The following is an 8,537-nucleotide window of genomic DNA, read 5'->3' as shown; positions in this document are numbered from 1 at the left end:
CGACCGGTTCCGCGGTGGCGGGGATTCAGGGTGGTGGCCTGCCGGCGAATACCGCGCCGAACAACAACGTGGTTGGCCGCGCCTGTATGAACTGTCACGTCATGGTGCACGGGTCGAATTCTCCGGCCGGCGCATTCCTGCACCGCTAACCACAAAGGCACTGTCGCTAATTCGTGTTGTTGCTGTAGACGCTGCCGCCGGAGGTCTTGCCTGACAAGACTTCCGGCGGGAGGTGGGCGAGCTTTGTCTGAAAAGTTGCCAAACGCTTGTCAGACCGTGCTCCCCGCGTGTTGGTCGCTCATCTGCCAACACGATTAGTGACGAAGCCAAACACAAAAGAAATGGTGAATGATGAAAACGCGCAAAACTGATTTGCCTGGGGAAATTCTGGCAAACCCTGTACGGCTGGCTGTGCTTGCACTGTTCATGCTGGCGGTGCCGGGCCTGGCTGCCGCACAGGCCGCCGCGAAAGCATCGGCGGACGACATGGATAGCGACGTCAAGGCACTGGTGTGCCCGACCAACTATGTCGAAGCCGGCATCCTGAACGCGTCGGACTCGTCGAACAAATTCGGCGAGTACAACGGCATCAACAAGTCCGGCCTTTACGGCCTCGGCGCCTTGAACATACAAGGCGGCAGCGGCTTCTGCCAGAACGGCGGCAACCTGCGCTGGCAGGTCACCGGCAAGGATCTCGGCACCACCTCACGCTCTGCCGGCGCCAGCATTGAACAGCAGGGCAAGTGGTCGTTCGGGGTGAACTTCGACCAGCTGCGCCACTACACCACGACGGGTTACCAAAGCCCGTTCCTGGGTTCGCAGGGCGACAATGTGTTCACGCTCCCGTCGAACTTCGGCATCGTCAACAAGACGGCCATCGCGAACCAGCCCGCTGGGCGCCAGGGCGGTACCCAGGGATTGACGGCCACGCAATTGGGGGCTTTCAACGAACATGACGTCTATAACCAGCGCCTGAACACCAGCGTTACCTCCAGCTACCAGATCAACGATAACTGGAGCGTCAAGTTCGATTACAACCACCTGGACATGTCCGGTGCGAAGCTGATCGGTGCGGCTACCGATCCGTTGAACCTGACCGCACTGGGCGGATTCAATTACGGCGGCGAAGGTGTCGCTATTCTGATGAATCCGACCGAGTCGACCACCGACAACCTCAACGTTGCGTTGAACTGGGTTGGACAGAAGGCCTACGCGAGCGCGGAGTACTACGTCTCGCTGTATCACGACGACTACAGCGGTGTGTCGTGGACGAATCCGTACGTCAGCACGGGTACGAACGGCACTGCGCCGCTGCTCGCGACCGGCGTGACCGGTTACCCGGTTAGCACCATGAGCACGCCGCCGAGCAACCAGTTCCAGCAACTGAAGTTCACGGGTGGCTACATCTTCAGTAATAAAACCAAGGTGGTGGGTAGCGCCTCGGTCGCACTGAACACGCAGGACGACAGTTATGCCGGCACGTACACGCCGAACAGCATTACCGGCGGTAGTGGTGGTCTTGCCACCCTGCCGGGTCTGCCGGTGCAGTCGCTCGACGGCCAGGTCATCATCTGGCACGCCGACGGCCGTTTGACGCATCAGCTCACCAACAAGCTCGGCCTGAACGTGGGCTTCACGTACGACGAGCGCGACAACAATACGTCCTCCAATACGTATTCGTTCTATGACCTCGGCGGCAAGAACCGGCTCGTTGTCAACACACCGATGAGCCTGCGCAAGGCGGACGTCGATGCAGGACTCGACTACCGCTTCGACAACGCGCAGCACCTGCATCTGGGCTACGAGTTCGAGGAAATCAACCGCTGGTGCAAGAACGCGCTCGCCAACAACGCGACGGGCGCCTCGGCTCCTGCTGGCTACTACGTCGATTCCTCGTGCGTGCAGTCGCCCGACTCAGCTGAAAACCGCCTCGTTGCGAAGTACAACCTGAATATTCTTGATTCAGTCAGCTTCAACGCGGGCTACACCTACGCCGATCGCAGGTCGACCATCAATCCGGCGTTCTACAACCCGATTGATGCAGCCGGTATGGAAGACTTCGGTTTCGTCGCCTTCTATCAGGCATCGCGTCGCCAGAATCTGTTCAAGGCCGGCGTGAACTGGCAGGTGACCAACGCCTTCAGCGTCGGCGTCGACGGCCGGTATACGCGTGACGACTATTACGACCACACGTTCGGCGTGCAGAGCGGCAATTCCAGCAGCATCAACATCGACGCTCAGTACGACATCTCCGATAACTACTCGTTTGGCGCTTACGCGAGCTGGCAGAACAACTCGTACAACATGCTGAACACCAAGGGTGGCACGAATGCCTCTCTGCCGAGTGGTCTCCCGGGGAATCTGGCTGCCGAGTGGGGTAATTCACTGGCGGATCACGACGTCGCGTTTGGCGTCGACGGCAAGCAGAAGCTGCTCAACGGCAAGCTCCGGTTCAGCGAAGACGTTTCTTACTCGCTGGGACGGTCCACGTACACCACGACGAACGTGAATCTGCCGACGCAGGCAGCGGGTACGTTCGGTTCGCCGCCGGACATCACGAGCAACATGCTTCAGATTCGCTTCGTTGGCGCCTATCAGCTGAACAAGGCCTCGACGATCAGCGCCGGATACATTTATCAGCGTCTCAGTTCGAACGACTACTTCTACAACGCATACGCGCTCGGCTTCACGCCGGTGTCCACGATGCCGTCGAATCAAGTGTCGCCGACCTATACGCAAAATATTGTGTTCGTGACGTACCGGTATTCTTTCCTTTAAGCCCTGGCACTACTCAGAAAGTATCATGAACGAGAAGACTCCCGGATCCGAGAAATCGCCCGGATTCCTGTGCAGAATGTGGCGCGCATTACGGCGCCCATCGGCGAAATGGTCCGCGCTAACGCTGCTCCTGGTTGGCGTCGTCGCTGGCATCGTGTTTTGGAATGGGTTTGAAACGGCCCTGGATAAAACCGATCAGCTTGAATTCTGTATCAGCTGTCACGAAATGCGTGACGGCCCGTATCCAGAGTACAAGAAGACGATTCACTACCAGAACAAGTACGGTGTTCGTGCAGCATGTCCGGATTGCCACGTTCCTCATGCGCTTATGCCGTTGCTGTGGCGCAAGGTGCAAGCCAGCCAGGAAGTCTGGGGCAAGCTGACGGGCAAGATCGATACGCACGAGAAGTTTGAAACCAACCGTATGGAACTTGCCACCAAGGAGTGGGCACGCATGAAGGCGAACGGTTCTGCCGAATGCCAACGGTGCCACAACTGGGACGCGATGGACAAGGATGCGCAGGGTCAGACTCGCTACAACAAGCACATGCAGGCGAGGGCATCGGGTCAGACTTGTATCGATTGCCACAAGGGCATTGCGCACCACCTGCCCAAGGAGTATCACGACCCGGATGAGGACGAGTAATACAACCGGGTTTTAAACGCGATCTAGCGGCGATTTGTCGCTCAAACCTGAAGAGCGTGGTGATGGTTGATGGGCACGTTCTGACTAGAATGATGCGATGGAGCAGGAAATCGCTGTTAGATTGCGTTGGGTGATGATGTATCACGAGACCGGCAACGCCGGTCTCGTTTGTACAGAATGCGGTATCTCAAGGCCGACACTGCGCAAGTGGCTGCGCCGTTATGAGGAAGCCGGCGAGGATGGTCTCAAATCGCAAAGCCGTCGCCCTCTCAACAGTCCCAAACGAAAAATCTCTGAAGCCGTTCGCACGGAGATTCTGCGATTGCGCGCCGAACATAAAGGCGCACGTCGGATCCAGAATGAACTGCGGTTTCACGATCATCAGAAGTTATCCCTTGCGACCATTCACAAGGTTTTGCTTGAAGCGTGCGTAAAGCCTTTGGTCCGGCCCCGGCGCCGTGTAAGGCCAAAGCGCCATAGCCGTCCATTTCCGGGTAACCGGGTTCAGATGGACACCATGAAGATTGCGACGGGCGTGTATCAATACACGGCCATCGACGAGTGTTCCAGGTTTCGGGTACTGGCGGTCTATGCGCGCCGAAGTGCCAGAAATACAGTGCGTTTTCTCGAGCGCGTGATTGAGGAAATGCCATTTCCGATCCGCTGCATACAAACCGACCACGGTGCGGAATTCTTCGCCGAGACGGTGCAGCGGCGCCTGGTGCGGGAGCGCATCAAATTCCGGCCCATTCCACTCGGCTCGCCGCAACGTAATAGCAGGGTCGAGCGCTCGCAGATCGCGGATCTGGATGAATTCTGGACCCACCATGTTCCGGGCGGAGAAGGGATCGATCAGCGAATAGCGGAGTGGCAGTTCAATTGCAACTGGCAGCGCCCGCAGGGCTGTCTCCGCGGCAAAACGCCTGTCGAGCGCATTGCTGAATTGCTTGAAACGAAGCCGCTGGCAATTGACATGGATGGAGCGCACGATCGGTTCAAAGTGCGAATTGAACGCGCCGCGGACACCGCGAATGGTGCGTCAAAAGACCATGCAAAACATTACTTTTGCGCGCCTAAAATAGCATCGTCTACCTGATTCGCGATTTCGAGCCTGTCGTGCAAACGGCTCTTGAAAAAGTGAAACGATGTGTGTGAATCGTGTGAATCGTGCACTCATGAGCAGGATCAATTCTGCGGTAGGGAGTGCCATCAAATGCATGGTAAGCTTTAAACGAATAGATAGCACGTAATGATTGATGTCGAGTTAAAAAACCTGCTGTATATGTCTGAATATTTTCAGGCAATTGATAGGCAGGTTCGCATCAAGAAACTTTCGTGACTGTCGGTGCGATGTTCGAAGCAAATATGAAGACGGCAAAAGTTGTGGAGCACGAAGTGAGTTTGTTCGACATTCCGGCGAAATCTGCTCAGGCCATTACCGCGATCGGTGCGGCGCCTTGTAATGCGGCAGGCGCTCGAGTGCGTCAATATCACGCTGACCGGCACGCTGCCGGCAATAAGCGTCGCGATGTGCTTCGAAGCGGGGCGTGCGCGATCCGTGTCGTTCGGTCCGGTTTTTCGCCCGTCTTGCGCCGCATTGCGAGCAGCAGCTCGCTCAAACGATCCCATACACCGTTCATTGCGAACAGAAAACTGCCGGGCGGCGCGCGATTCGATACGCGCGTACGGCCGGAATCTCTTTTCGCCGAATATTTCGGCAAACGTAGCAATGGGTCGATCAGTGTTCGTAAGCCGTCGTCAATGACCGGCGCTTTCATCCTCGCGTCCCCGTCGTTCGAGGGCCGCGTAGCAGCCAACCGGGATAGTAAACAGTCCCTTTGCAGCGCTATTGGGCAGACCTCCAGGCTTTGCCTGCAGGTTGTCATTGCAACGGTGCGATAGATATGTGTCACATGGAAGGTCGGTGATGTCTGAATTTTTCCATCTGTGGTGGAGCGACTGGGCGTCGTTCCTTCGAATGGGACGCTACGGCGTTCATGTGTGGGGCAGCGTGGCGTCGGTGGTCGTTGCGCTCGCAGCCGAGCAACTGGCGTTGAAGCTTCGCGCGCGGCGCGCCCAGCTCGGGGCGCACAACGCGGCACTGGCCGCAACACAAGGAGAGTCGCCATGAGCGCGACCGTACTGACCCCGCGCCGCAAGCGCCTGCTGCTGATCCTGGTGGCCGCGGCGCTGCTGGTGGCCGCGGGTGTGTTCGTCAAGCAGGCCTTCCGCAGCAACCTCATGTTTTACGTGACGCCGAGCGACATCGCCTCGGGCAGCGCACACGCGAGCGAGACGCTGCGCGTGGGCGGCATGGTGCAGACGGGCTCGCTGCAGCGCTCGCCGGGCGACGCGCTGGATGTGCGCTTCACGCTGATGGACGGTAAAAACAGCGTGCCGGTGACGTATCACGGCGTGCTGCCCGACCTGTTCGCCGAGGGCAAGGGCGCGATCGCGCAGGGCCGCCTCGACGGCAAGGGCGCGCTGGTGGCCACCGAGGTGCTGGCCAAGCACGACGAGAACTACACGCCGCCGAAGATGGGCGGGACGATGCAGGCCGCGCAGGCAGCACAGTCAGCAACGGGAGCCGCGCAATGATCGGTGAACTTGGACAGCTGCTGCTGATCCTCGCGGTGGTCGCGGCGGCGGTGCAGGCGTGGGGCGGTCTGGGCCCGCAGGCGCAGCCGCGGCTCGCGACGCTGGCCGCGCTGTGGCAGATCGGCGGCATTCTCGGCGCGATCGTGCTGCTCGCGGTGGCGTTCGTGAACGACGATTTCTCGATTCTCTATGTGGCGCAGAACAGCCACACCAGCCTGCCGGTGATCTACCGCATCGCGGCGGTGTGGGGCGGGCACGAGGGCTCGATGCTGCTGTGGATGGCGGCGCTCGCGCTCTGGAGCCTGGCGTCGATGTGGGGCCTGCGCCGGCATGACGCGGGCTACGCGTCGCGCGTGCTGGGCATGCTCGGACTGGTGAGCCTGTGCATCGGCGCGTTCGTGCTGTTCACCTCGAACCCGTTCGTGCGCCTGCTGCCCGCGCCCGATGAGGGCCAGAGCCTGAACCCGCTGCTGCAGGATCCGGGCATGGCGATGCATCCGCCGCTGCTGTACCTGGGCTATGTGGGCACCACGGTGCCGTTCGCGATGACGATGGCCGCGCTCTGGCGCGGTGCGCCCGCGCTGTGGGTGCGCTGGGCGCGGCCCTACACGGCCGCGGCGCTGGTGTTCCTGTCGCTGGGCATCGCGCTCGGTTCGTGGTGGGCGTACTACGTGCTGGGCTGGGGCGGCTGGTGGTTCTGGGATCCGGTGGAGAACGCCTCGCTGATGCCCTGGCTGGTGCTCGCGGCGCTGCTGCACGTGCAGGTCGCACGCGACCAGCACGGCCACTTCGCGTACTGGACGGCGGCGCTGGCCATCGGCGCGTTCGTGCTCTCGCTGCTGGGCACCTTCCTCGTGCGCTCGGGCGTGCTGATCTCGGTGCACGCGTTCACGACCGATCCGCGCCGCGGCATCGCGATGCTCGCGCTGATCGCGTTCGCGCTGCTGGGCAGCCTGGCGCTGGTGGCGCGCTACCGCGAGCGGCTGCAGCCGGTGCGCGCACCGCGTGCGCCGGGCCTCGCCTCGCGCGAGACGGCGCTGGCGCTCAATAACCTGCTGCTGGTGGTGGCCTGCGGGGTGGTGCTGCTGGGCACGCTGTATCCGCTGGTCATGGATGCGCTGCAGCTGGGCAAGATCTCGGTGGGCGTGCCGTATTTCGATGCGGTCATGATGCCGGTGCTGATGCCCGCGCTGCTGCTGCTGATCGTGTCGATCTGGCTGCGCTGGGGCAAAAACACGGGCGGCGAGCTGCTGCGCCGGATGCTGCCCACGCTGGTGGCGCTCGTGACCGGCGCGGTGGTGCTGCCGCTGCTGCTCGCGCGTGCGTACGGCATGGTGCACGTGCTGGTGGTGGTGGCGCTGCTGGGCGCGCTGGGCGTGGCGGTGAGCACGCTGCAGTGGGCGGTGCAGCGCGTGCGCGGCGGCGGCCTCGGGGCCTCGGGCCTGGGGATGGTGGTGTCGCACCTGGGCATCGCGATCTTCGTGGTGGGCGTGGCGATGGTCAAGGGCTACGGCGTGGAGCACGACGTGAGCATGGCGCCGGGCGACACGCGCGCGCTGGCCGGCTGCACGGTGAGCTTCGACGGCATGGGCCAGGGACGCGGCCCGGACTACGACGCGCAGGTGGGGCGCTTTACGCTGCGCTGTCCGTCGCAGGCGCCGCGCGCGCTGGTGAGCGAGAAGCGCACCTATATCGGCTCGCAGATGCCGCTGAGCCACAGCGCGATCGACTGGACCCTGACGCGCGACGTGTACGTGGCGCTGAGCACGCCGGTGGACGAGACCAGCGGCGCGTGGAGCGTGCGTGTGCAGTACAAGCCGTTCATGCGCTGGGTGTGGCTCGGCGTGCTGTGCATGGGCGCGGGTGCGCTCAGTGCGGCGCTGGCGCGCCGGCTGCGCCGTGCGGCGCCGCAGGCCGCAGCCGCTGCTGCTGCTGCCCCGGTGCCGGAAACCCTTTCTTCTCTGTGAAGTTGCACGCATGAATATCCTGACCTCGCTGCGCCGCCACTGGATCCTGACGCTGTCGGCGGTGGCGGCCCTCGCGCTGCTGCTGCTGCTGGCGGTGGGGATGACGCGCGATCCGCGCGAACTGCCCTCGATGCTGATCGGCAAGCCGTGGCCGGACATGGCGCTGCCGCAGCTGGGCAGCACGGCCGCCGGCGGAGGCGCGATCGGCCCGGCGCAGCTGCGCGGCAAGCCGCGGCTGGTGAACCTGTGGGCGTCGTGGTGCAACGTGTGCGCCGACGAGCAGCCGGTGGTCATGGCGCTGGGCGACACGCTGCGCGCGCAGGGTCGCGGCGACCAGCTGATCGGGCTGAACTACAAGGACAGCGCGAAGGACGCGACGGCGTGGCTGCAGCAGCAGGGCAACCCGTTCGGGATGACGCTGGTGGATGCGGACGGGCGCATGGGCATCGAGCTGGGGGTGTACGGCGCGCCGGAGACGTTCCTGATCGACGCGCAGGGCGTGATCGTGTGGAAGCACGTGGGTGCGCTGACGCCGGACGTGATCGCCA

General features: G+C 62.2%; 6 protein-coding genes and 2 pseudogenes. 7 read left to right on the top strand and 1 reads right to left on the bottom strand.

Going from position 1 to position 8,537, the window contains the following annotated elements:
- Positions 1 to 348: 348 nt before the first annotated feature.
- The 3 genes and pseudogenes from Q0L30_RS02310 to Q0L30_RS02300 form a co-directional block, all read left to right on the top strand.
- Positions 349 to 2,778, top strand: coding sequence for an MtrB/PioB family decaheme-associated outer membrane protein (locus tag Q0L30_RS02310; protein ID WP_296650638.1), 2,430 nt, complete (start codon positions 349 to 351; stop codon positions 2,776 to 2,778).
- Positions 2,779 to 2,803: 25 nt separating this feature from the next.
- Entirely contained in the window at positions 2,804 to 3,424 is a 621-nt protein-coding gene (locus Q0L30_RS02305; protein ID WP_296650636.1) for a NapC/NirT family cytochrome c, read from the top strand.
- Between the two features lie 97 nt (positions 3,425 to 3,521).
- Positions 3,522 to 4,433: pseudogene (locus tag Q0L30_RS02300) on the top strand (helix-turn-helix domain-containing protein); the annotation flags it as partial.
- A 255-nt stretch (positions 4,434 to 4,688) separates the two neighbouring features.
- Here Q0L30_RS02300 and Q0L30_RS02295 read toward each other — a convergent pair.
- Positions 4,689 to 5,202, bottom strand: a pseudogene (locus Q0L30_RS02295) (hypothetical protein).
- Between the two features lie 149 nt (positions 5,203 to 5,351).
- Here Q0L30_RS02295 and Q0L30_RS02290 point away from each other — a divergent pair.
- The 4 genes from Q0L30_RS02290 to Q0L30_RS02275 form a co-directional block, all read left to right on the top strand.
- Positions 5,352 to 5,555, top strand: a complete 204-nt coding sequence (locus tag Q0L30_RS02290; protein WP_296650633.1) for a heme exporter protein CcmD — start codon at positions 5,352 to 5,354, stop codon at positions 5,553 to 5,555.
- Positions 5,556 to 5,566: 11 nt separating this feature from the next.
- Positions 5,567 to 6,022: a cytochrome c maturation protein CcmE gene (gene ccmE / locus Q0L30_RS02285; RefSeq protein WP_296650641.1), complete on the top strand. Its 456-nt coding sequence runs from the start codon at positions 5,567 to 5,569 to the stop codon at positions 6,020 to 6,022.
- A complete protein-coding gene (locus Q0L30_RS02280) occupies positions 6,019 to 7,989 on the top strand; it encodes a heme lyase CcmF/NrfE family subunit (protein WP_296650631.1) in 1,971 nt (656 codons plus the stop codon). Before ccmE ends, Q0L30_RS02280 begins: the two co-directional genes overlap by 4 nt.
- A 10-nt stretch (positions 7,990 to 7,999) precedes the next feature.
- Positions 8,000 to 8,537 (top strand): DsbE family thiol:disulfide interchange protein (locus tag Q0L30_RS02275; RefSeq protein ID WP_296650628.1); only part of this gene is annotated, 538 nt, incomplete at its 3' end.

It is taken from the genome of Paraburkholderia sp. (genome assembly GCF_024281035.1).
In the GTDB taxonomy this organism is placed as follows: domain Bacteria; phylum Pseudomonadota; class Gammaproteobacteria; order Burkholderiales; family Burkholderiaceae; genus Paraburkholderia.
The sequence above is the reverse complement of the archived record's forward strand: the minus strand, read 5'-3'. Positions and strand labels throughout refer to the sequence as shown.